The organism is Polynucleobacter sp. 86C-FISCH, assembly GCF_018882415.1.
GTDB lineage: Bacteria > Pseudomonadota > Gammaproteobacteria > Burkholderiales > Burkholderiaceae > Polynucleobacter.
The window spans coordinates 250,693-272,595 of record NZ_JACVOL010000001.1 but is presented as its reverse complement, the minus strand read 5'-3'; the positions used below and the strand labels follow the sequence as shown (position 1 = coordinate 272,595).

Sequence of the window (21,903 nt, the reverse complement as noted above, 5' to 3'; positions counted from 1 at the left end):
AGACTGAACTCATGAATACCGATATCGATTTACATCAATTAGTGGAGTGCGTAGGTGATGCGATCATCGTGGCCGATGCCCATGAAAAGATTGCGCTTTGGAATCCTGCTGCTACTCGTATCTTTGGATATTCGGAGCAAGAGGCTCTCGGTCATAAGCTCGACCTCATTGTTCCTGAGCGCCAACTTCAAAAACATAATGAGGGTTACAGCCATTCCATGGAGACCGGCACCACCCGCTATGGAGCCTCTCTATTAAAGGTACCTGCCAAACACAAAGATGGCAGCATGCTGTCGATTGCCTTTACTGTGGGAATGCTATTCGACGCCTCCGGTAAGGCCAATGGTGTAGTGGCAATCATTCGGGATGAAACCGAGCGTTTTGCCCAGGAAAGAGCTCTTAAAAAGCGTCTTGCTGACCTTGAAAATCCTCAGCCTTAGCCGCATATAGCCTTATAGCGACGCCAATACAGGCTTAGAAGGGATCTGTGCCCAAATATTGGGCACGCATCATTTTTACCTATTTCCCGCTGGTAAAATTGCCTCAATTCAAAATTTTCATTCTTATTAGGACTTAAATCATGGCAAAAGCACTAGAAGGGGTCAAAATCCTCGACTTTACGCACGTTCAATCAGGCCCAACCTGTACTCAGTTACTGGCTTGGTTTGGTGCTGACGTAATCAAAGTGGAAAAATCTGGCGAAGGTGATGCAACACGCGGTCAGTTGCGCGATATCCCTGATGCCGACAGTTTGTACTTCACGATGTTGAACCATAACAAGCGTTCTATCACCGTAAATACCAAAACCCAAAAGGGTAAAGAAATTCTTGAGCGCCTCATTAAGGAGTGTGACGTGCTCGTTGAGAACTTTGCACCGGGTGCTTTGGATCGCATGGGATTTTCTTGGGAGCGTATTCAAGAACTTAATCCAATGATGATCATGGCTTCTGTAAAAGGCTTTGGCCCTGGTCCATACGAAGATTGCAAAGTGTATGAGAACGTAGCGCAATGCGCTGGCGGCTCAGCATCAACTACTGGTTTTGACGATGGCCCTCCAATGGTCACTGGTGCACAAATCGGAGACAGCGGAACTGGCTTGCATTTGGCGCTCGGTATTGTGACTGCTCTGTATCAACGTACTCACTCTGGCCGTGGTCAAAAGGTATTGGCAGCAATGCAAGATGCAGTATTGAACTTGTGCCGTGTGAAGTTGCGCGATCAACAACGTTTAGAGCGTGTTGGCTTGATGCAAGAGTACCCACAGTTCCCGAACGGTGAGTTCGGCGACTCTGTACCCCGCGCAGGCAATGCTTCTGGCGGTGGTCAGCCGGGCTGGATTGTGAAATGTAAGGGTTGGGAAACAGATCCAAACGCCTATATGTACGTAATCGTTCAGGCTCCAGTTTGGGAGGCAATTTGCAAAGTAATCGGTCGTGAAGATTGGATTACGGATGTACGTTTCGCATCACCAATGGCACGCTTGCCACATCTCATGGAAATTTTCGGTGAGATCGAGAAGTGGACTATGACGATGACAAAGTTTGAAGTAATGGATATCCTCAATCAGTACGACATTCCATGTGGACCAATTTTGTCCATGAAAGAAATTGCTGAAGAGCCTGCATTGCGCGCTACTGGTACCGTGGTTGAAGTGGATCATCCAATTCGTGGCAAGTACCTCACTGTTGGTAACCCAATCAAGATGTCTGATAGCCCAACGGATGTAACTCGTTCACCATTGCTTGGTGAGCACACCGATGAGATTCTGCATGAGTTGGGTTACACCACTGACGATTTGATTTCTCTCCGTCACGATAAGGTGATCTAAGATGCGGGTTGCTTTGATTGGGAGTGCGGATTTTGGTAAAGCGGCATTAGAAGCTTTTTTAGATCGCGGCGATGAAGTGGTTGCCGTTTTCTGTCCACCCGATAATCCCAAATCAAGCAAGCCGGAAGTCTTAAAAGAAGCTGCACTCGCAAGGGGCTTAAACCCCTTGCAGTTCGCCTCCCTGAAGGGTCCTGAGGCTGCTGAGGCCATGATAGATAGCAATGCAGACATCTGTGTAATGGCATATGTCATTCAATTTGTGCCGCAAGAGCTCTGCAAGATCCCGAAGCACGGCACTATTCAATATCACCCATCACTCCTACCTAAATATCGCGGTCCAAGTGCTATTAACTGGGCAATCGCATTAGGTGAAGAGAAAACGGGCTTAACAATCTTCCGTCCATCTGATGGTCTGGATGAAGGCGAAGTAATTTTGCAAAAAGAAGTTGCCATTGGGCCTAATGACACATTAGGCAAGATCTACTTTGATCATCTTTTCCCAATCGGCGTTAAAGCATTGCTCGAAGCTGCTGACTTAGTAGTCGCAGGCAAGCATCAAGAAATCGTTCAAGATGAATCACAAGCGAACTATGAAGGTTGGTTTGACGCGAACGCTGCACAGATTCATTGGGCTACACACATCAGTCAAATCTATAACCTGATTCGCGCATGTAATCCAGCGCCTGGTGCATGGACGAAGTTCGGCGAGCAAAAGGTTCAGATCTACGATTGCCATAAGCATGTAGCCGCTACATTCGGTGCCGTCAAAGGCAAGCCTGGAGAAGTAACTCAGATCACGCTAGATTCATTCTTCATCACCTGCCATGGCGGACAGATTGAAGTCCTCAAAGCCAAAGGCGCTGCAGGCAAGGTCACTGGCGCTGAATTGGCTAAAGAACTGAATTTAGAAGTAGGGCAGTTCTTCACGCTGTAACCCCGTTGACCTCGATTAGCCCCTGCAGATTATTTGATGATCTGCAAATAAGGAGCGTGCGAGATCGAAATTAGACCTTGATAGGGGCTGCTAAAGGTCAAAGCCAGAATACAAAGCGGCGTGAGAACAGTGAGGGTGGCGATTGACATTGCTACCATCAAGGCTTTCGGCTTCGTAGAGTGACTAAAAGCGACAGATATCAGCACCAATACTGCTAAAAAAAGGATTGCGTACCAGCGAACGGGGTGAAGGTCAAACGAAGCATAAGCTTGACGAGTTTCACGCGCGGTATTGATTGCATAGAACTCGTTTAACAATGCCTTTGATTCAGCCTTATCGGGCTGAATATTCACCGCCTTAAATATTTCTGATCTCATGACGATAAATTTTTCATTAGTAATTGGTGAGTTTGATCGTCCTGATGCTAACGTTTTCCACTCATCCTCAATGATTGACTTAATATAGACTTTGGCTGAAGCTGAAAGGTTGCTATCTCTCAAGTAAGGAGCGGAATTTGCTAGGCTGATAACAGTCATAATGCTTTGACTCTCGGTTTTAATGGCTCTAGTAGCAACACTATAGTTATCCCAAACGGAGGTTGCCAGCAGGGCGGCGGTTAAGGAAAATAGAACTGCAGGTAGGCTAAAAAAAGGAGCAACGAGACCCTCATATCTTTCAAGCAGGGATTTGCTTTTTGGACTCACAAAGAGCACTGTAATGATGGTTGAGAGCCCTATAAACCCAATACAAAGGGCTAAGATTAAACTAAGCTCAGTTTTGAAAAATAAGTTTTGCAATTTGCACCTTTCTAAGTTATCGGCGCTGCTTAAGGCATGATTTGCCATTGCCAAATTCTGAAAGCATGCCCCTAGATGCCCGAATGATTAAATCTCTAGGTTATCAATCAAGCGTGTTTTACCAAGCTTAGCCGCCGTCAGAATAACAAGCGGCTCACCAGCCTGCAGTTGCTCGTTCGATGCAGGCGCTAAATCACTTTGCTGACGAATGGCGATGTAATCTGGCTCCCAGCCACGCCCAGCAAGAGAAGCAACTGCTAATTTTTCAATTTCAGAGATGGTCTTCACATCGCGTACATTCAAATCAAGTACACGTTGGCGTACTTCTTTTAATGCTTTCATGAGCTCTGGTGCTTCAGCACGTTCCTCAACAGAGAGGTAGCCATTACGAGAGGAGAGTGCAAGACCGTCCTCTGCGCGAATCGTTTCGCCAGGAATGATGTCAACTGGCAAAGCAAACTGCTTGGCCATCTGACGAATGATCATTAGCTGTTGGTAATCTTTTTTACCAAACACGGCAACCTTAGGCTGAACACAAGAGAAGAGCTTGAGAACAACGGTGCAAACACCTTTAAAGAACCCTGGACGGAACTCGCCCTCGAGGATATCCCCTAATTGCTGCGGTGGATCAACGCGGTACTCTTGTGGCTGTGGGTATAGGTCGCGCTCAGTTGGTGCAAAAAGGATGTACACACCTTCTTTTTCTAGCTTATCGATATCAGCCTGCATGGTGCGAGGGTAGCTATCAAAATCTTCGTTAGGACCAAACTGCAAACGGTTCACAAAAATGCTGGCAACTACAGGATCACCATGTTGTCTTGCCAAGCGCATCAAAGATAGGTGACCTTCGTGAAGATTACCCATGGTTGGTACAAATGAAGCTCGGTTTTGACCTCTTAGATGGTCGCGCAACTCCTGAATGTCGCTAATGATTTTCATGCAACAGGGGTATAGGCAAGACGCACATAAATTGGTGCATACGGCTCAGCTTGAGTAATTTCTACCAAAGCTTCACGTGAGAGTTCAAGCATTGCGATGAAGTTCACGATCACCACAGGGATGCCTTTACCTGACTTAATCGCATCTTCAAACAGCTCACCAAACTCTACGAATTTAGTGCCTTGTAAACGGCGCAAGATACGTGTCATAAAGTCGCGTACTGATAATTCTTCACGAGTAATGGTGTGATGCTGAGTCAGTTTGGCGCGGTGGAGCACGTCACGCCAAGCTGCTTGTAAGTCTTCTACATTGACATCGGGCCATGCAATCGCAATGGTGGTATCCACATAGCCATGGGCCACTTGGAAGTCACGACCTTGTTGTGGAATCTGATCAAGCTCTTGAGCAGCAAGCTTCATGCGCTCGTACTCGAGTAAGCGGCGTACCAATTCAGCACGTGGATCTTCCACTTCTTCTTCGCTATCTGCCTTCTTCATTGGCAAGAGCATGCGGGACTTAATTTCAATCAACATAGCGGCCATAAGTAAATACTCGGCAGCTAGCTCTAGATTGTGATGACGAATTTGATCGATATAGCTCAGATACTGCTGGGTAACCTGCGCCATTGGAATATCCAGAACGTTGAAGTTCTGTTTGCGAATGAGGTAAAGCAATAGATCTAATGGCCCTTCGAATGCTTCTAGAAAAACTTCTAGTGCATCAGGTGGAATATAAAGATCAGTAGGGAGCTTAAAGAGTGGTTCGCCATACAGTTTGGCGAACGCTTCCGACATGCCATCGGTAACCGATGGAGTGCTATCTAGTAAATCGGATATTGGCTGAGTGCTGGGCTCAGTCATTCGAATAAACGTAAGCGCGTTGCTTGAGTTTTGCAGCTTTGGCGCGACGTTGATCTTCAACGCTCAATGGCTCTTTGTCCCACAAGAGGGCGCGGCCCGCTTGTTGCTCAGCCTCGAGGTTTGGATGCTCGGTCTTGAGTTCATTTAAGAACTGGGTGAATTCAGATTGATATCTTGCCATGGCATTTCCTAAAATACTCAATAAATTCAATAACTTATGAAATTAATTCGAAAAGTTATCTAGGGACTACAATCGCCATTATAGGTGCTTTTTAGGGGTATTTTTACAAGTTTGCCGCTAGTAAAGCCTCAATTTGAGGGGCTTCCACACGGGTCATTAGATGCTTGTAGGCCTTAATGGGGTTTTTGCTAGAAAGCGGGGTATTAATGTCGGCCCAGGAAAGGGGTGGCAAGGAGAAGAATTCCTCGACGCCAGCAACTACCTGTGGAATAACCGGCTTGAGATACAGGCTGAGCATGCGGAATGCTTCAAGAGTAATACTGCAAACCCTTTGCAACTCAGCTTCACGTTCTGGATCTTTAGCGATTTCCCATGGCTTGTTCTCGTCAACAAAGCCATTTACTTTATCTGCAAGTTCCATGACGGTACGCAGTGCTTTGGCATACTCGCGTCCCTCATAGAGTTCAGCAATTTTTTCGCTAGATGATGCAATTTCTTTTAGTAGTGGATTGCTCATTGCTTCATCAGAAACAACGCCTCCAAAACGCTTTACCAAGAAACCAGCGCTGCGACTTGCGATGTTGATGTACTTACCCAATAAGTCACTGTTAACACGCGCGACAAAATCTTGAAGATTTAAATCCAAATCTTCCATGCTGTCATTCAGCTTGGTTGCAAAGTAATAACGGAACCACTCTGGATTAAAGCCGCATTCAATCACACTGTTTGCAGAGATGAGTGTGCCGCGTGACTTACTCATCTTCTCGCCATCAACTGTTAAGAAGCCATGTGCAAATACATTAGTTGGCGTACGGTAACCTGCAAATTGCAGAGTAGCTGGCCAAAATAAAGTATGGAAATACAGAATATCTTTGCCGATGAAATGGTATTGCTCAGTTGTAGTGTCTGGCTTAACCCATTCATCAAAATTCAGGCCTTTAGCCTGGCAATAATTGAGGAAACTAGCGTAGTAACCAATAGGGGCATCAAGCCAGACATAGAAGTACTTGCCTGGCGCGTCGGGGATCTCAAACCCGAAATACGGGGCGTCGCGGGAGATATCCCAGTCGCCCAACTTGCTTTCGCCGGGTTGACCAACCCACTCTTTCATCTTATTGCGAGCCTCTGGCTGCAACGGTGTTTTTACTTGAGTCCAGTCGCGCAAGAACTCTTCGCAGCGCGGATCCGATAACTTAAAGAAGTAGTGATCAGAAATCTTTTTAATTGGTGTTGCGCCGCTAACTACTGAAAACGGATTCTTGAGGTCGGTAGGTGAGTAGGTTGCGCCACACTTTTCGCAGTTATCACCATATTGATCTTTCGCACCACACTTAGGGCACTCGCCTTTGATAAAGCGATCCGGTAAAAACATTTCTTTTACAGGATCGTAAGCTTGCTCAATAGCTCGCTTTTCAATCAATCCTGCATCACGCAGCTTTATGTAAATACTCTGCGCAAGCTTTTCATTCTCTGGACTATCTGTGGTGTAGTAGTTATCGAATGAAATCAGGAAGTTGTCAAAGTCACGCTTATGTTCTTTCCAAACATTAGCGATGAGTTCTTTTGGGGTAAGACCTTCTTTTTCAGCACGCAACATGATGGGGGTGCCGTGAGTGTCGTCGGCGCCAACGTAGTGCACTTCATGACCACGCATTCTTTGGAAGCGAACCCAAATATCGGTCTGTACATACTCCACCAGATGGCCGATATGGATCTGACCATTGGCATACGGTAGGGCGGAGGTAACAAGAAGGCGGCGTTGGGAACTGCTCATGTAATGCGGACTTAAATAAGAAGGTTAAAAGGTTAACTGGGGTTTAGCCCTCAATTATGCTGGCTTATGCAGTGATTTTAGTCTGCGGTTAAAGTAAAGCACCGTGAAGTCTTCATAAACACCGATAAACTTCCTTTAAGCCCGACCGCGAGAGAGTATTTATGGCAGCAAAACCCAATATTCAGATGTCCTGTGCCTCCGTGCCGGTAGTGCATGAGGTTGAGGTTATGGATGAAATGGGACGTCTTAAAAAGACCCATATTCCTGGCGAGCGCCCTCTAACTATTTACTTAGACAAGCGTGAGGTCGTGACCCTCATGACGCTGGGTAGTGCCCCAGAGGCTCTAGTTCTGGGCTATTTGCGTAATCAGCGCCTAGTTGAGTCTCCGGACGATATCGAGAGCATTCAGGTGGACTGGGAGACAGATTCAGCCGCTGTGAAAACCCGCCGGAGTACGGTGGATATTGATGCCCTAACGAGTAAGCGGGTGGTGACGACGGGATGTGGACAAGGCACGATGTTTGGTGGCCTTATTGAGGAGATGGACGAGATTCAGCTGCCTGAAGGTCCGACATTGTCTCAAGAGGCAATAGTTACCTTGATTGACTCGATCCGTATTCACGACACCATTTATAAAAAGTCTGGCTCGGTCCATGCCTGCGCAGTTTTTGAGCGCGACGGTAATGAGGGCGTGCGCCTTTTGCATTTCATTGAGGATGTGGGTCGCCATAATGCAGTCGACTCGATTTCTGGCTTGATGTGGTTGGCCAATAAACCGGGTAGGGATCTTATTTTCTTTACTACTGGCCGCCTAACCTCGGAGATGGTCATTAAGGGCGCCCAGATGGGCATTCCTTTCCTCTTGACCCGCTCAGGAGTCACTTTGATGGGGTTAGAGCTGGCTCGCAAAACCAATCTCACTATCCTGTCTCGCTGCTCTGGCAAACACTTCGAGATCTATAACGCCCCAGAGAGGGTCGTTTTTAGCCAAAAACCTCAATAAATTCGTGGGCAGGTGAGGGCGAAGGTTTTACAATTCGCCCATGACTATTAAATCTGACCACTGGATCCGCCGCATGGGCGAGCAAGGCATGATCAGCCCATTTGAACCTGGGCAAGTTCGCCAAGACGCCTCAGGAAACAAAATCGTAAGTTATGGCACTTCAAGCTATGGCTATGACATTCGTTGTGCAGACGAATTCAAAATCTTTACCAATATCAATAGCACCATCGTTGACCCGAAGAATTTTGACGAGCAATCCTTTGTTGATTTCAAGGGTGATGTTTGCATCATTCCGCCTAATTCATTTGCACTAGCAAGAACGGTCGAGTACTTCAAGATTCCACGTAGCGTATTAACCGTTTGCGTTGGTAAGAGTACATATGCACGTTGCGGCATTATTGTGAACGTCACACCATTCGAGCCTGAGTGGGAAGGTTATGTCACTTTAGAGTTTTCAAATACCACGCCATTGCCTGCCAAGATTTATGCGGGTGAAGGTTGCGCACAAGTACTCTTCTTTGAGAGTGATGAAGTGTGTGGTACATCGTATAAAGATCGCGGTGGTAAATATCAAGGTCAGCGGGGCGTGACCCTGCCAAAGACCTAAGCCATTACGGCAGTGCGTAAATTATTTCCATTTAATCGCCGTCCTGCGCGAATTAATTTAGATGAATATCGCGCAACACTCTCGCGTACTGAAATTGCGCGTCCAGAAAATAATTTTTATCACTGGCTTTTAGGGACCAGCTGGGGCAGCTTCTTGCTGTTGGTCGTCTTGGTTTATTTGGGCGGCAACCTCATATTTGCATTAGCCTACTTAGCTTGTGGTGATGGCGCTATTACCAATACCCAGCCAGGTTCGCTATTAGATGCATTTTTCTTCAGCGTGCAAACTATGGCAACAATTGGTTATGGTCGTATGACGCCCATAGGCAGTTGGCCAAATGCAATTGTGACTTTTGAAGCCTTTTTTGGAATTGTGTATTCGGCATTAACCACGGGTTTGGCTTTTGCGCGTTTCACTAGACCGACTGCTGGTGTACGCTTCTCTAAAGTGGCTGTCGTTGGAAGTCATGATGGCGTACAAACATTTAAGTTTCGCGTAGCCAATGATCGCAGCTCACATATTGTTGAGGCGCAGTTACGTCTGTGGTTGATCGCCGAAAGTATGACGAGTGAAGGTGAGCGCTATCGACGCTCAGTCGAATTGCAGTTACACCGTTCTGAGAGCCCAGTGTTCTCATTAACCTGGACTGCAATGCATAGTATTGATGAGACAAGTGCTCTAAAAGACTACTTGGGTAAAGCGGCAATTGAGCGCCAATGGCATTTACTTATTACCTTTACGGGTTATCACGAGAGCTTAGCCAATCAGGTCTACGCTCGCCATGTTTACTTGCCTAAAGATGTGCAGCAAAATGCGACATTCATCGATATAGTCACAGCATTACCAGACGGCGATCGAGTAATTGATCTAACCAATTTTGATAAGTGGGTTCCGAATTCATCGGACAAGTTAGTAGGGGAGTATTTATGAAATTTCGTTTCCCAATCATCATTATTGATGAGGACTTCCGCTCCGAAAATATTTCGGGCTCGGGAATTCGTGACCTCGCTGAGGCGATTGAGAATGAAGGTATGGAGGTTATTGGCTTAACTAGCTATGGTGACCTGACTTCGTTTGCTCAACAAGCTTCTCGCGCATCGACTTTCATTGTTTCGATTGATGATGAAGAGTTTGATTCCGATTCTGAAGACCATGATCTTCCGGCTTTAAATAACCTACGTGCTTTTATTACCGAAGTGCGTAAGCGTAATGAAGATATTCCAATCTTCTTGTATGGTGAGACCCGTACTTCACGTCATATGCCGAATGACATCTTGCGGGAATTGCATGGGTTCATTCATATGAATGAAGACACTCCGGAGTTCGTGGCACGTCACATCATTCGCGAAGCAAAGGTGTACCTGGATTCTCTAGCCCCACCATTCTTCCGCGCGTTAACTAACTACGCCTCTGAAGGTTCGTATTCTTGGCATTGCCCTGGTCACTCTGGTGGCGTTGCATTCTTAAAGAGCCCAGTGGGGCGCATGTTCCACCAGTTCTTTGGCGAAAACATGCTTCGCGCTGACGTGTGTAATGCTGTTGAAGAATTGGGCCAACTCTTAGACCATACCGGCCCAGTGCTGCAGAGTGAGCGCAATGCTGCCCGCATCTTTAATGCTGACCATTTGTTCTTCGTAACTAACGGTACTTCAACCTCAAACAAGATTGTTTGGCACTCTACTGTTGCTCCTGGTGACGTGGTATTGGTTGATCGCAATTGCCATAAATCTGTCATTCATTCCATCACCATGATGGGCGCGATTCCTATCTTCTTGATGCCTACCCGCAATCATCTGGGCATTATTGGCCCGATTCCAAAAGAAGAGTTTGAATGGAAAAACATCCAGAAGAAAATTGATGCTAATCCATTCATTAAGAATAAGAACGTAGTACCTCGCGTAATGACGCTGACTCAAAGTACCTATGACGGCATCGTCTACAACGTTGAGATGATTAAAGAGATGCTCGATGGCAAAGTTGACTCTTTGCATTTCGATGAAGCTTGGTTGCCGCATGCTGCCTTCCATCCCTTCTATAAGGATATGCATGCCATTGGCTCGGATCGTAAGCGCACCAAGAAGAGTTTGATGTTTGCTACCCAGTCCACCCATAAGTTATTGGCTGGCTTATCCCAAGCATCTCAAGTGTTGGTGCAGGATGCGGAAGATACGAAGTTGGATCGCGACTGTTTCAATGAAGCTTATTTGATGCATACCTCGACCAGTCCACAGTACGCGATTATTGCGTCATGCGACGTCTCTGCAGCCATGATGGAGTCTCCTGGTGGCACAACCTTGGTTGAAGAATCTATTGCTGAAGCAATGGACTTCCGTCGCGCTATGCGTGAAGTGGACGATAAGTTTGGTGCTGACTGGTGGTTTAAGGTCTGGGGTCCAGATCATTTGGCCGAAGAGGGTATTGGTGAGCGTTCAGATTGGGTCTTAGAGCCATCCGCTGCTTGGCATGACTTTGGTAAGTTGGCTAAAGACTTCAATATGCTCGATCCTATTAAGGCTACAGTAGTAACGCCTGGCTTAGATATTGAGGGTAACTTTGGCTCGATGGGTATCCCGGCTAGCATCGTTACCAAGTACCTTGCTGAACATGGTGTGATCGTAGAGAAGTGTGGCCTGTACTCCTTCTTCATTATGTTCACCATTGGTATTACTAAGGGTCGCTGGAATACTCTTGTAACTGAATTGCAGCAGTTCAAAGACCACTTTGATAAAAATGCGCCTTTGTGGAAAGTGTTGCCAGAGTTCGTAGCTAAACACCCACGCTATGAGCGCGTTGGCTTAAAAGATATCTGCCAGCAGATTCATGAGTTCTATAAGAGCCGTGATGTAGCGCGTATGACTACCGAGATGTATACCTCTGACATGGTTCCTGCGATGATGCCTTCAGAGGCATGGGCGAAGATGGCTCACAAACAGGTAGATCGTGTGCCGCTGGATCAACTGGAAGGGCGTGTGACTGCAATGTTGGTTACACCGTACCCTCCAGGCATACCATTGCTGATTCCGGGCGAGCGCTTTAACAAACGCATCATTGATTATCTCTACTTCGCTAGAGACTTCAACGAGCAGTTCCCTGGATTTGAAACGGATATCCACGGTTTGGTCAAAACTAGCGTGGATGGAAAAAGCGAGTACTACGTCGATTGTGTCAGGCAAGAGCGTGATATCACCCTCTAATAAATAAGGCCCCTAGGGGCCTTATTTATTTTGTGAATAAAGATTTCTCTACTTCAGCAATACCGATGGAGATGCTGGAATACTTCCCGGAATTTTCTGTAGTGACATAAATTGGGATAGCAACTTGATGGCGAGAGGTGAGTAGCCACTGTTCTGGCTGGGAATACTATAGACGCTGCCATCCAGGCCTTCGATGCTTGAGAAGGGTCTTGGCTGAGGTTTATCTTTGTCAACTACTAATAACGAATATTCATTTGAAGCGCTTTTATTGCTGTTAAAGGTAGTTGCGGTTGGGGGTAGAGTCAGCATATAAGGTGGGTCCGCCAACTGTGCTTTAACTACCTGGCCCAGGAACTCAAATATATTATTTGTGGAACGTATCCGAATTTCAGCTTTGGGTAATGCCTTCTGAGTAGGGCTAGTTTTCTTTAGATCTTGTGCAAGCGTTTCTTGGCAAAAAATTTCATCACCAAACTCCTCCCGGACAAAATTTTCATATTGTTTGGTCTTGATGCAAAGCTTATATTTTTTTGATACTTGGATTGGTTGAAATTTAAGTTCTGATGGCGGTCCAACTTTTTGCAAAATGATATCTGCGCTCTTCATGGCTTCAAGCGTATTGCCGCCAAAATTCGACTTAAGAGTGCTCATGTTTGCGGGAGGCCCAACCTTTTGGGAGGTATCTACCAAGTAAGCGCCAAGACCATAACCAATCAATTTATAGAGTCGTTTTTGAAACTCTGGATAGTCAGGTCGTAGGGGGTTATTAATTAGATAAGTTTGTGAGCCGTCAGGCTGAGTAATGATAATTTGATCAACCACTAGGCTAAGTAGAACTTCCTTCGGTATATGGTTGTGTTCAAAATACTTCACCGTCTCTATTGGGAGTTCACTCAAATAGCCCTTCCAAAATACTGCGTTATCTAAGGAAGATTGCGTAAAGTTAAATGTATTGCCAACCGATAGGGATACTCCGGGGGTGATGCTGTTAAGTGCACCGTTGATCGGAAGATAGCTGGAGTTGTAGGGCAGAATGCCACCCGAGAAAAATGCGCTTGCATATGGAGTAACGGTGAAGGAGCCCGAGCCGTTGATTGTCGGCATATCTAAAAAACTCACTGGGCGATTTTCAGAAGAGCGCAAGATATTCTGAAAGATCATATTGATCTGGTATTGCTCAAGCGTATTGGCATACTTTGCCGACATCGCACTAAAGTCCGGTGCTGTTGTTGATCCACAACCGCCTAATGCAAGAGTGAATATGCACGCGGGGAGCGTCTTACGAATTGAGGAAAGAAAGTTCATTATTTAACCCGATTGAATTTTCCCTAGCGTAATGGATTTTTAAGACAAAGACCCACTCTTCGCACATATTTGGGGAAAACCCCATCCCCCAATTAAGGGGTGACCCTACTTAGATGGCTTATCGAGCTGAAAAGTCACCGGGGCATCTTCATCGACTTTCGTTGATGGGGTATCAGACTTATTTTCTTCGCTTGTGAAGTTGAAATCCTGACTCTCTACGACTGCGGCAGGCTTATCTAAGAAGGTTGTCACCAAGGCGGGGAAAGCAATCACGACCGCAACCATCACTAATTGCAGCGCTACCCAAGGCAGAGCGCCCCAGTAGATATCGCTACTCTTCACTTCTTTAGGTGCCACTCCTCTGAGATAGAAAAGAGCAAAGCCAAATGGGGGGTGCATAAATGAGGTTTGCATATTCACGCAAAGCATGACCCCAAACCAAACTAAAGCAGCGCTGGCCGCTGCTTGTGGATTGCCATTCATGGATGCCAAAAGTACTGGCGCTAGTAGTTTGACGGCTACTGGTGCCAGCATTGGTACAACGATGAATGCGATTTCAAAGAAGTCTAAGAAAAAGGCTAAGAAGAAAACAAATAAATTCACAACAACTAAAAAGCCAACCCAGCCGCCCGGTAAATTGGAAAAAAGCTCTTCAACCCAGAAGCCGCCATCCACTCCTTGAAATACGACAGAGAAGCAAGTCGACCCAATCAAAATAAATACCACCATGGCAGTAATGCGCATGGTGTTTTGATAAGCCTCTTGTACTAGTCCCTTAAGGTTCGGAATGCTTGCCCTTCGAATCCACGCCAGTAATAGCGCACCCATTGCACCCATCGCTCCAGATTCTGTCGGTGTTGCAATGCCGGTCATGATGGTCCCCAGCACTAAAAAAATGAGCACTGCAGATGGGATGATTCCCATGAGACATTTTTTCCAAAGCGCCCAGCCCTTTAGTGTGAGGGCACTCTCAGGAACGGGTGGTAGGTAGTCAGGGCGTATACGGCTCAAGAAGAAGGTGTAGAGCGCAAAGAGCGCGATCTGAAGAAGTGAGGGCCCCCATGCGCCAAGATACATACTGCCTACATCAGCACTGCCACTTTGCGTCTTGAGTTGGTCAGCCAGAACAATGAGAACTAAAGATGGAGGCACTAGCTGGGTAATCGTTCCAGAAGCTGCCAAAACGCCCGTAGCGTAGCGCATGTTGTAGCCGTAACGCATCATTACCGGCAATGAGATCATCGCCATAGCGATTACCTGGGCGGCTACAGTGCCAGTAATTGCACCCAAAATAAATCCAACAATGATGACGGAGTAACCCAGGCCTCCACGTACACGGCCAAACAGTTGCCCCATCGAGTCCAACATTTCTTCTGCAAGACCACAGCGCTCCAGAATGGCGCCCATAAAGGTAAAGAATGGGATAGCTAGCAATAGATCGTTGGCGAGCACGCTACCAAAGATGCGCTGGGGAATAGCTTGCAAAAATGCCATTCCAAAAAAACCTTCGCTAATTGCAACGATGGAGAAAAATAATCCTGCCGCCATTAGTGAAAAGGCGACTGGGAAGCCGATCAACATAAAGACGATCAGTCCACCAAACATTAAGGGCGGCATCCACTCCAATGGAATCATTGCATTGGCTTTTCGTAACGAAGGTCTTCGGCAGGCAAGGTAATCTCACCTTTAAGTGCGCCGATGCGTTTAATGATTTCAGATAAGCCCTGTAGGCTCAGCATGAAAAATCCAAATGGAACCACAAACTTAATAGGGTAGCGCGCCAATCCGCCAGAGTTTAGTGAGTGCTCCATCACTAACCAAGATGGATAAAAAAGAGTGGTCCATGAGAGCCAAGCAAACAATAGGCAAGCTGGCATCAAAAAGAAAGTTAAGCCAAAGAGGTCAACCCATAAACGACCACGATCGGAAAGCTGGGAGTAAATTAAATCAACCCGAACGTGCTCGTTGCGTCTTAGTGTGTAGGAGGCGCCAAGCATGACTGCGGCAGCAAAGAGGTACCACTGCAGTTCTAGTGGCCAGTTATTGCTGATATCTAATCCATAGCGTAGGAGTGCATTAGCTGCTGACACTACGCAAGACAGCAAAATCATAATGCTGGCTGCCTTACCCAGAAGCTGGTTTACACGATCAATGCCCGCAGAGAGTTTGGACCAAAACCCCATGCAATTTAGAGGTCTGCACGACCCCGTTTGATGGCTGCAAGAACTTGAGCAGGGGCGGTGCCACCTGCGTGTTGGCGTGATTGAACTGAGCCATCCACTGTGAGCAATGCAAAAACGTCATCACTCATTAACTCAGGACGATTATCAAGACCACAAGCAAAGCGAAGTTCGGAGAGGCTGAGATCAGTCAGCATGCAGTTTCTGCCAACACAGGCCTTAACAGCATGGGCTACAGCTTCATGTGCATCACGGAAAGCCAAGCCTTTTTTAACCAAGTAGTCGGCCAAGTCTGTTGCTGTTGCAAAACCTTCTTCAGCAGCTTTCTTCATGACTTCAGCTTTAACTTCAATGTGCGGAACCATGTCAGCAAAAATACGCAAGGTATCTTGTACGGTATCTACCGCGTCAAATAAAGGTTCTTTATCTTCTTGGTTGTCTTTGTTATAGGCAAGCGGTTGACCTTTCATCAGGGTCAACAAAGAAATCAAATCACCATAAACACGACCAGTCTTGCCGCGAGCTAATTCAGGGACGTCAGGATTTTTCTTCTGCGGCATGATTGAGCTACCAGTGCAAAAGCGATCAGGTAAATCAATAAAGCCAAAGCGTGGGCTCAACCAAAGGATCAGCTCTTCAGAAAGGCGCGATACGTGCATCATCAAGATGGATGCAAAGGCACAGAACTCAATCGCAAAGTCACGATCAGATACTGCGTCCAAGGAGTTATTGCAGATGCCATCAAACCCAAGCGCCTTGGCGACTTGCTCGCGATCGATTGGGTAAGTAGTTCCTGCTAATGCAGCGGCACCTAAAGGCAAGCGATTAAAGCGTGCACGCAAATCCGCTAAGCGGCTTGCATCGCGACTAAACATTTCATAGTAGGCCATCAAGTGGTGACCAAAAGTAATTGGCTGCGCTACTTGTAAATGGGTGTGACCAGGCATGATGGTGGACGCATGCTTTTCAGCTAAATCCAACAATGCCACACGTAAAGATTTCAGAGTCACAGCAATGTCATCGACGCTGCCGCGCAACCAAAGACGTAGATCAGTTGCTACTTGGTCATTGCGTGAACGACCAGTATGCAGACGCTTGCCGGCATCGCCGACCAAGGCAGTAAGACGAGCCTCAATATTGAGGTGAACATCCTCAAGGGCGAGTTGCCAATTAAATTGACCGGACTCGATCTCACTCTTAATTTGTGCCATTCCCTTTTGAATATCGGCCAAATCTTGGGCACTAATGATTTTTTGGGTGGCCAACATCTCAGCATGGGCCAAGGATCCAGCGATATCTACCATCGCAAAGCGTTGATCAAAGCCGATGGAGGCTGTATAACGCTGTACTAGTTCGTCAACGGGTTCGGCAAAACGGGCCGACCAAGCTTGGGCTTTGTTGTCTAAGGAATTATTTGATGAGCTCATAAACACAGTATATTGGTGTAGGTCTTTGATTATTTTAAATGTTATGTCCCAAACCCTGAATTCCACCCCCTCGGCAGCCCCAAAGCGCCTCGTAATCGCCTCCCGTGAAAGTCGCCTAGCCATGTGGCAGGCTGAGCACGTCCGAGATTGCCTTAAAAAGCTCTATCCGGACTGCGATGTCCATATTTTGGGGATGACTACCCGCGGTGACCAGATTTTGGATAGAGCCCTCTCTAAAGTGGGTGGTAAGGGTCTTTTTGTAAAAGAGCTAGAAACCGCCCTAGAGGATGGTCGTGCAGATTTGGCAGTGCACTCCTTGAAGGATGTCCCTATGGTGATGCCAGAGGGTTTTGACCTTTCCTGCGTGATGGCAAGAGAGGATGCAAGAGACGCTTTTGTTTCTAATGATTACGCTAGCCTGGAAGAGCTTCCTGCTGGGGCAATTGTTGGCACATCTAGTTTGCGACGCGAATCTGTTTTGCGTGCCAAGTTTCCGCATCTCGAGATTCAACCCTTACGCGGTAATTTAGATACCCGCATGGGTAAATTGGATAAGGGCGAGTACCAAGCCATTATCTTGGCCGCTGCTGGTTTAAAGCGTTTAGGTTTGGAGTCACGCATCCGTGCATTCTTGCCATACGATCCTTACACGCCTGCTGCAGGTCAGGGCGCTTTGGGGATCGAAACTTTAAGTAAGCATCCCAACATCAAGCAATGGCTTGCTCCATTAAATGATTTACCAACTCTGTTCGCTGTTTCTGCTGAGCGCATGGTGTCGCGTCAATTAGGTGGTTCATGTGAGGTGCCTTTGGCTGCATACGCTGTATGGGATCAAAATCAAATGCAGATTCGCTCATTTGTCGCAAGCACCGATGGCAAAGCCATTTGTCTTGCTAACGGCAATGCGCAAGTGAAATCAGTCGAGGATGCAGAAGCCCTAGGCCTTTCAGTTGCAAAAGATCTGCTGTCACAGGGTGCGGCAGACTTAATCCCAAAGATTTCTAAATAAGTGCATTAGTAGCGATGAGCACTAAAACGATTGTCGTTACCAGACCTAGCGGCCAAGCGCGTCAGCTGATTGAGGTCCTCACTCGTGCAATCGAAGCGAGTGGAGTGGGGAAACGTAGTCTGCCAGAGATACTGTCGCTACCTTTACTAACCATTGTTCCAAAGTCGGACGAACATTTGGCGGACCATATTGCGACTGTATTAAGTAATGCTGATCTAGCTATCTTTGTTAGTCCCAATGCCATTGAAAGCGTGATGCGTTTATTGGAACGAGACTGGCAAGACTTTTCCAAGAGGATTATTCCTATTGGTGTGATGGGTGGCAGTAGTCATTTAGCTTTAAAAAACCATGGCATTGGTTTAGAAGAAAATCCGACACCTATCATCATCCCTAAAGATAATGAAAACTGGGATTCTGAGGGGCTGTGGCAGGAGCTTCAATCTCTTCAATGGAATTGGCAGAATAAGAAAGTGGTGATCTTTAAAGGTGAGGGCGGTCGTGACTGGCTAGCCGACACATTAACAAAGGCGGGCGCTGCTGTGGAAGCTATTTCCACATACAGCCGTGTGCCTTTAGATCTGGATAACCCCGCTTGGCATCTCGTGCGAGAAATGGATTTAAGCAAATCTCTTTGGTTGCTTACTTCTTCTGAGGCAGTGCGTTATCTGGGTGAAGTCATGAAAGATCAATTCACCCAAAACCTCAATGCGGCTAGCGCGCTATGCCCACATCACAATATTGCTGATGCAGCTGAGTTAATTGGATTTGGTGAAGTCTTTACCAGTGAACCTGGTGATGAAGCTTTGATTAAATCCACTTTAGCTTGGTTAACAATCTAAAAGCAAAAGCGAAGAGCTAAAACGAAGAGCTAAAACTTCACAGCATTCAATAAAGCAGGTAAGAAAATTTCATTTACCAAAATAGGGTGACCCTTTAATCGATAGAGGGTGCGTCGTGCCCATAGTGGTGAACTCAAACCAGGAATATGTTTGGAAGACTTTTTCCATAATTCACTGCTTTTATCTAAACGAGCAATATCTCGCGGAGGCTTTGCTTTTGAGTGCTTGCGGGTTTTGGCGAATAACACAGCACCTAGAGGTTTTGTGCCTAGGCGCAGGACCCCATGATTACTCCCGCTAGAGCTCAAGGTGGGGATGACACTGTGTGCCATGACTAAAGGAGTCCCATTGGCACAGAGAAGCACTTCACGCACTCGGCAGCGTCTGAGCTTGAAATGAAAATAGCGACTTTCGTCGCTATTAAGTGATTGAGGGCAGTCACGCAAAACCTGTACTTCTAGTTTTTGCCCAATTGCTTTCTCAATTTTTTGGGTGAGAGACCCGGTATCGCTTAGCCAAGGTTGCCACTCGCGTGGCGCCCGATGGATTTCACCGGAACCGACTCGATTCCATGCAGAACGGAGGCGATTACGGTGAATCATTTTTAGCTACCGCTAAAGTTGCGACGTTGACCGCCAGCCTTTGGTTTCGCAAAACGCGGACCACCTGCTGGACGTGAATCACCAGAGCGCGCTGGACGTGAGTCAGCAGAGCGGGCTGGACGTGAATCGCCTGAACCACCGCCACCAAAGCGAGACTCTGAACGAGCACCTGAGCCATAACGACCGCCACCACCGCCTGAGCGATTACCACCAAAGCCGCCGCCGGAACGACCGCCACCACCGCCTGAGCGACCGCCACCAGGACGACCACCGCCACCACCAAAGCTTGGCTTGGCTTGTGGCTCAAGACCTGCAATGACTGAAGCAACGATATCTTGCTGTGTAAAGCGTTCGATATTGCGGATCTTGGCACGATCACGATGTTCAACCAAAGTGATAGCAACACCATTGCGACCTGCACGACCAGTACGACCGATGCGATGCGTATAGTCTTCTGGTTTCATTGGCAAGCCAAAGTTAATTACGTGACTAATACGTGGCACATCAATACCGCGAGCCGCTACGTCAGTCGCAACCAAAATCTTGGTGTGACCCTTACGCAAAGACTCAAGGCGACGCATACGCACAGCTTGAGGCATTGCACCGTGAAGGGCAGTAGCTTCATAGCCATTAGCGCGCAAGGTGTCAGCAATTTTTTCGCTCTCAACTTGAGTGCTTGCAAACACAACCGCTTGATCTAAATCGGCATCAGCCAAAATGTGCTCAAGCAACTTATGCTTGTGTGACATGCTATCAGCCCAATGCAACTTCTGTTCAATGTTGGCGTGCTTTTCACCTGCGTGAGCAAGTTCAATACGCTTGGCATCTGTAGTCAACTCGTTTGCTAAAGACATAATCTTCGGCGCAAAAGTTGCAGAGAACATCAAAGTTTGGTTACGGCCTGCGCAACGCTTATCAATAGCCTCGAGATCATCAGCAAATCCCATGTCGAGCATGCGATCGGCTTCGTCGATAACGAGTTGTTTTACGTCGTCTAAGCGAATTGCCTTGCTGTCGCACAAGTCGAGCAAACGACCTGGGGTTGCAACAACTAACAATGCACCTTTTAACGCCTGGATTTGCTTGCCGTAAGGCATGCCACCCATAACAGTTGCAATACGGATACCTTTCATGCCACGAACTAAGTTCACTGCATCTGCGGCAACCTGCTGAGCTAATTCACGAGTAGGGCAGAGTACTAACACTTTAGGTTGTGCGCGACCTGGTACAGGTGAGTTATTCGGGTTGTCTTCGATGAGTTGATTAATCAAAGGCAATAAAAAGGCTGCGGTTTTACCGCTACCGGTTTGGCTGCTGACCAATAAGTCACCACCAGCTAAGGCTGCAGGAATAACCTGAGCTTGCACGGAAGTGGCTTGGGTATAACCCAGTTCAGCAACGTTTTTAAGGAGTGATGCCGCTAGGGCGAAATTCTGGAATTCATTTCCAGCACTCTTTGAGTCGTGTGACTCGTGTTTAGTTTCTTTAGAAAAAGTCATGCTATTACACATCCCCTTTAAGGGATGTCTCCGTATGTTGCACCCATGGTTTTTTATAGGGTGCGATGGTCAAAGGCATCGACCATCAGACAAGCGGCAGCGTTGTTGTGTTTATGACTTCTAAACTAATCGCTGAAATAGAGCTGGGGGGCGATGAATCAAATTGCTTTAAAAAGCCTCCCATTATGACAGTTTGAGGGCTCGATTACAAGGGTTTTCCCGAATTAATTATATGATTGAGTGATGGAATGGCTCTCTCTCAGTCTCTTATCACCCAGTAATGCGGGAATCATGGATTTCCCGACATATCTTTTGGGGACTATTTTTACGATCTTGTTTCCCGGCCCCAACTCCTTGTATGTATTAACAATCACCACGCAAAAGGGTTGGCGATTTGGTGCGTGGGGTGCACTGGGAATTTTTATTGGCGACTCGATCCTGATGATTGCGGTTGCCTTGGGTGCCGCATCTCTTTTGTTATCGTCGCCCATGCTCTTTAATATTGTGCGAACTTTAGGCGCAATCTATTTGGCATGGATGGGATTAGGTTTATTGCGAAGCGGTCTTAAGCGCTGGAAACGAGAGATGGCGGAGGGGGCAGATGGAGATCTGCATGTGCGCATGATGCGCTTGCATCCATTGGTAGCTGCACTGACGCTATCGCTGACAAATCCTAAGGCAATTCTTTTCTTCATTGCCTTCTTCTCGCAGTTTATTCGTCCGGATTTTGATCATCCTGCTCATACGTTCTTCTATCTTGCGATCGTCCTGCAAATTTTGAGTATGGCTTATTTGACCAGCCTAATTTGTGTTGGACAAATCTTCTTGAAGTTTTTCCAGCGTCAAGCTCGTCTGGCCGCAGCACTCTGGATGCTGGCAGGCATCTTATTTATTGGCTTTGCAATGAGACTGCTGCTGGATTAA

The 21,903-nt window shown here is 46.9% G+C and carries 21 protein-coding genes; 10 read left to right on the top strand and 11 right to left on the bottom strand.

Annotated features, from left to right (window positions below; translation table 11 throughout):
- The first annotated feature begins 11 nt into the window (after nucleotides 1–11).
- The 3 genes from ICN10_RS01240 (at nucleotide 12) to ICN10_RS01230 (ending at nucleotide 2,762) form a co-directional block, all read left to right on the top strand.
- Entirely contained in the window at nucleotides 12–440 is a 429-nt protein-coding gene (locus tag ICN10_RS01240; protein WP_216211580.1) for a PAS domain S-box protein, read from the top strand.
- A 140-nt stretch (nucleotides 441–580) separates the two neighbouring features.
- Nucleotides 581–1,828 carry a formyl-CoA transferase gene (gene frc, locus ICN10_RS01235; RefSeq protein WP_215399878.1) on the top strand — a complete coding sequence of 416 codons (1,248 nt, stop codon included), beginning with the start codon at nucleotides 581–583 and terminating at the stop codon, nucleotides 1,826–1,828.
- 1 nt (nucleotide 1,829) lies between these two features.
- Nucleotides 1,830–2,762: a methionyl-tRNA formyltransferase gene (locus ICN10_RS01230; protein ID WP_216211577.1), complete on the top strand. Its 933-nt coding sequence runs from the start codon at nucleotides 1,830–1,832 to the stop codon at nucleotides 2,760–2,762.
- A gap of 29 nt (nucleotides 2,763–2,791) precedes the next feature.
- On the opposite strand, the gene ICN10_RS01225 is transcribed toward ICN10_RS01230, so the two are convergent.
- From ICN10_RS01225 to metG, 5 genes are all read right to left on the bottom strand, one after another.
- A complete protein-coding gene (locus tag ICN10_RS01225; protein ID WP_216211574.1) occupies nucleotides 2,792–3,466 on the bottom strand; it encodes a DUF4239 domain-containing protein in 675 nt (224 codons plus the stop codon).
- A 180-nt stretch (nucleotides 3,467–3,646) separates the two neighbouring features.
- Entirely contained in the window at nucleotides 3,647–4,498 is an 852-nt protein-coding gene (gene panC / locus ICN10_RS01220) for a pantoate--beta-alanine ligase (protein ID WP_216211571.1), read from the bottom strand.
- Nucleotides 4,495–5,358 carry a ScpA family protein gene (locus ICN10_RS01215; RefSeq protein ID WP_215346801.1) on the bottom strand — a complete coding sequence of 288 codons (864 nt, stop codon included), beginning with the start codon at nucleotides 5,356–5,358 and terminating at the stop codon, nucleotides 4,495–4,497. Before ICN10_RS01215 ends, panC begins: the two co-directional genes overlap by 4 nt.
- On the bottom strand, nucleotides 5,351–5,539 hold the full coding sequence (locus tag ICN10_RS01210; RefSeq protein WP_215346799.1) for a DUF3460 family protein: 189 nt from the start codon (nucleotides 5,537–5,539) through the stop codon (nucleotides 5,351–5,353). Before ICN10_RS01210 ends, ICN10_RS01215 begins: the two co-directional genes overlap by 8 nt.
- Before the next feature lie 103 nt (nucleotides 5,540–5,642).
- Nucleotides 5,643–7,313, bottom strand: coding sequence for a methionine--tRNA ligase (metG, locus tag ICN10_RS01205; protein ID WP_216211569.1), 1,671 nt, complete (start codon nucleotides 7,311–7,313; stop codon nucleotides 5,643–5,645).
- 161 nt (nucleotides 7,314–7,474) lie between these two features.
- Between metG and ICN10_RS01200 the strand changes: the two genes are divergently transcribed.
- Genes ICN10_RS01200 through ICN10_RS01185 form a run of 4 tightly spaced genes read left to right on the top strand, consistent with a single transcriptional unit; the run spans nucleotide 7,475 to nucleotide 12,118 of the window.
- Nucleotides 7,475–8,317 carry a formate dehydrogenase accessory sulfurtransferase FdhD gene (locus tag ICN10_RS01200; protein ID WP_216211566.1) on the top strand — a complete coding sequence of 281 codons (843 nt, stop codon included), beginning with the start codon at nucleotides 7,475–7,477 and terminating at the stop codon, nucleotides 8,315–8,317.
- Between the two features lie 40 nt (nucleotides 8,318–8,357).
- On the top strand, nucleotides 8,358–8,924 hold the full coding sequence (gene dcd / locus ICN10_RS01195) for a dCTP deaminase (protein ID WP_216186498.1): 567 nt from the start codon (nucleotides 8,358–8,360) through the stop codon (nucleotides 8,922–8,924).
- A gap of 12 nt (nucleotides 8,925–8,936) precedes the next feature.
- A complete protein-coding gene (locus ICN10_RS10185) occupies nucleotides 8,937–9,854 on the top strand; it encodes an ion channel (protein WP_216211563.1) in 918 nt (305 codons plus the stop codon).
- Nucleotides 9,851–12,118 (top strand): arginine/lysine/ornithine decarboxylase, encoded by a 2,268-nt coding sequence (locus tag ICN10_RS01185; RefSeq protein WP_216211560.1) that lies wholly within the window; start codon nucleotides 9,851–9,853, stop codon nucleotides 12,116–12,118. The genes ICN10_RS10185 and ICN10_RS01185 overlap by 4 nt, the downstream gene beginning before the upstream one ends.
- 48 nt (nucleotides 12,119–12,166) lie before the next feature.
- On the opposite strand, the gene ICN10_RS01180 is transcribed toward ICN10_RS01185, so the two are convergent.
- The 4 genes from ICN10_RS01180 to argH form a co-directional block, all read right to left on the bottom strand.
- On the bottom strand, nucleotides 12,167–13,423 hold the full coding sequence (locus ICN10_RS01180; protein WP_216211558.1) for a hypothetical protein: 1,257 nt from the start codon (nucleotides 13,421–13,423) through the stop codon (nucleotides 12,167–12,169).
- Between the two features lie 105 nt (nucleotides 13,424–13,528).
- A complete protein-coding gene (locus tag ICN10_RS01175) occupies nucleotides 13,529–15,058 on the bottom strand; it encodes a TRAP transporter large permease subunit (RefSeq protein ID WP_216211555.1) in 1,530 nt (509 codons plus the stop codon).
- Complete coding sequence (locus ICN10_RS01170; protein WP_216211553.1) at nucleotides 15,055–15,606, bottom strand: TRAP transporter small permease subunit; 552 nt, start codon at nucleotides 15,604–15,606, stop codon at nucleotides 15,055–15,057. Before ICN10_RS01170 ends, ICN10_RS01175 begins: the two co-directional genes overlap by 4 nt.
- A 5-nt stretch (nucleotides 15,607–15,611) precedes the next feature.
- Nucleotides 15,612–17,030 carry an argininosuccinate lyase gene (gene argH / locus ICN10_RS01165; protein ID WP_216211551.1) on the bottom strand — a complete coding sequence of 473 codons (1,419 nt, stop codon included), beginning with the start codon at nucleotides 17,028–17,030 and terminating at the stop codon, nucleotides 15,612–15,614.
- Between the two features lie 43 nt (nucleotides 17,031–17,073).
- On the opposite strand from argH, the gene hemC reads away from it, so the two are divergent.
- Nucleotides 17,074–18,039 (top strand): hydroxymethylbilane synthase, encoded by a 966-nt coding sequence (gene hemC, locus ICN10_RS01160; protein WP_216211549.1) that lies wholly within the window; start codon nucleotides 17,074–17,076, stop codon nucleotides 18,037–18,039.
- 14 nt (nucleotides 18,040–18,053) lie between these two features.
- Nucleotides 18,054–18,878 carry a uroporphyrinogen-III synthase gene (locus tag ICN10_RS01155; RefSeq protein ID WP_216211548.1) on the top strand — a complete coding sequence of 275 codons (825 nt, stop codon included), beginning with the start codon at nucleotides 18,054–18,056 and terminating at the stop codon, nucleotides 18,876–18,878.
- A 29-nt stretch (nucleotides 18,879–18,907) separates the two neighbouring features.
- Here the strand turns inward: ICN10_RS01155 and ICN10_RS01150 are convergent, their stop codons facing one another.
- A complete protein-coding gene (locus ICN10_RS01150) occupies nucleotides 18,908–19,480 on the bottom strand; it encodes a chorismate lyase (RefSeq protein ID WP_216211544.1) in 573 nt (190 codons plus the stop codon).
- Between the two features lie 2 nt (nucleotides 19,481–19,482).
- Nucleotides 19,483–20,979 carry a DEAD/DEAH box helicase gene (locus ICN10_RS01145; RefSeq protein ID WP_216211542.1) on the bottom strand — a complete coding sequence of 499 codons (1,497 nt, stop codon included), beginning with the start codon at nucleotides 20,977–20,979 and terminating at the stop codon, nucleotides 19,483–19,485.
- A 243-nt stretch (nucleotides 20,980–21,222) separates the two neighbouring features.
- Between ICN10_RS01145 and leuE the strand changes: the two genes are divergently transcribed.
- Nucleotides 21,223–21,903, top strand: coding sequence for a leucine efflux protein LeuE (gene leuE, locus ICN10_RS01140; protein WP_216211539.1), 681 nt, complete (start codon nucleotides 21,223–21,225; stop codon nucleotides 21,901–21,903).

Coding starts and splice junctions, on each gene's coding strand:
- leuE (WP_216211539.1), top strand. CDS start 21,223: ATGGAATGGCTCTCTCTCAGTCTCTTATCACCCAGTAATGCGGGAATC.
- ICN10_RS01185 (WP_216211560.1), top strand. CDS start 9,851: ATGAAATTTCGTTTCCCAATCATCATTATTGATGAGGACTTCCGCTCC.
- panC (WP_216211571.1), bottom strand. CDS start 4,498: ATGAAAATCATTAGCGACATTCAGGAGTTGCGCGACCATCTAAGAGGT.
- ICN10_RS01170 (WP_216211553.1), bottom strand. CDS start 15,606: ATGGGGTTTTGGTCCAAACTCTCTGCGGGCATTGATCGTGTAAACCAG.
- dcd (WP_216186498.1), top strand. CDS start 8,358: ATGACTATTAAATCTGACCACTGGATCCGCCGCATGGGCGAGCAAGGC.
- frc (WP_215399878.1), top strand. CDS start 581: ATGGCAAAAGCACTAGAAGGGGTCAAAATCCTCGACTTTACGCACGTT.
- ICN10_RS01155 (WP_216211548.1), top strand. CDS start 18,054: ATGAGCACTAAAACGATTGTCGTTACCAGACCTAGCGGCCAAGCGCGT.
- argH (WP_216211551.1), bottom strand. CDS start 17,030: ATGAGCTCATCAAATAATTCCTTAGACAACAAAGCCCAAGCTTGGTCG.
- ICN10_RS01230 (WP_216211577.1), top strand. CDS start 1,830: ATGCGGGTTGCTTTGATTGGGAGTGCGGATTTTGGTAAAGCGGCATTA.
- ICN10_RS01150 (WP_216211544.1), bottom strand. CDS start 19,480: ATGATTCACCGTAATCGCCTCCGTTCTGCATGGAATCGAGTCGGTTCC.
- ICN10_RS01180 (WP_216211558.1), bottom strand. CDS start 13,423: ATGAACTTTCTTTCCTCAATTCGTAAGACGCTCCCCGCGTGCATATTC.
- ICN10_RS01145 (WP_216211542.1), bottom strand. CDS start 20,979: ATGACTTTTTCTAAAGAAACTAAACACGAGTCACACGACTCAAAGAGT.
- metG (WP_216211569.1), bottom strand. CDS start 7,313: ATGAGCAGTTCCCAACGCCGCCTTCTTGTTACCTCCGCCCTACCGTAT.
- ICN10_RS01175 (WP_216211555.1), bottom strand. CDS start 15,058: ATGATTCCATTGGAGTGGATGCCGCCCTTAATGTTTGGTGGACTGATC.
- ICN10_RS01215 (WP_215346801.1), bottom strand. CDS start 5,358: ATGACTGAGCCCAGCACTCAGCCAATATCCGATTTACTAGATAGCACT.
- ICN10_RS01200 (WP_216211566.1), top strand. CDS start 7,475: ATGGCAGCAAAACCCAATATTCAGATGTCCTGTGCCTCCGTGCCGGTA.
- hemC (WP_216211549.1), top strand. CDS start 17,074: ATGTCCCAAACCCTGAATTCCACCCCCTCGGCAGCCCCAAAGCGCCTC.
- ICN10_RS01210 (WP_215346799.1), bottom strand. CDS start 5,539: ATGGCAAGATATCAATCTGAATTCACCCAGTTCTTAAATGAACTCAAG.
- ICN10_RS01240 (WP_216211580.1), top strand. CDS start 12: ATGAATACCGATATCGATTTACATCAATTAGTGGAGTGCGTAGGTGAT.